1 protein-coding gene is annotated in these 500 nt (G+C 63.4%); it reads right to left on the bottom strand.

Going from position 1 to position 500, the window contains the following annotated elements; all coding sequences use genetic code 11:
• On the bottom strand, positions 1-392 hold a 392-nt coding region (locus AC0L18_RS32395; protein ID WP_473495745.1), incomplete at its 3' end, for a transposase.
• Positions 393-500: the final 108 nt, after the last annotated feature.

Raw genomic sequence — 500 nt, 5'->3', positions numbered from 1 at the left:
AGGCTTTCCTGCAAAAGCGCGACGATCCGCTCCTCGCCCATGCGGCTGCGCCAGCGCGTCATCGACGAGCGGTCGAACGGCAGGTCGTGGCGGAAGAACTCCTCGCCGCACAGATACTGGAAATACGGGTTCTCGACCCAGCGTGCGCACAGCGCCTCGTCCGACAGGTTGAAGGTGTGCTTGAGGATGGCGAGCCCCGCCATCAGCCGGGTCGGCAGCGGCGGCATGCCGGGACCGTCCGAATAGACCGCACCGAAGCGCGCCTCCAGCACCGGCCAGTCGATGGTGCGGGCCAGCCGCACCAGCTCGTGGTTCATGTTGAGGATCTGATCAAGGCGAGCGCGGAAAAGATCCTGTTCTCCAGTCTCGCGCCGCTCGCGTGGCCTGCCCATCGCCTGGCTCCCGATTCACTGCGATGAAAGCAGTGAATCACGCTTCGCCAGGCGGCGAAATCGCAAACTGGAATTGCAAGGAAACTATCCACAAACTGGCCGTTACCT

This window comes from Mesorhizobium sp. WSM4819 (assembly GCF_055811215.1).
The sequence above is the reverse complement of the archived record's forward strand: the minus strand, read 5'-3'. Positions and strand labels throughout refer to the sequence as shown.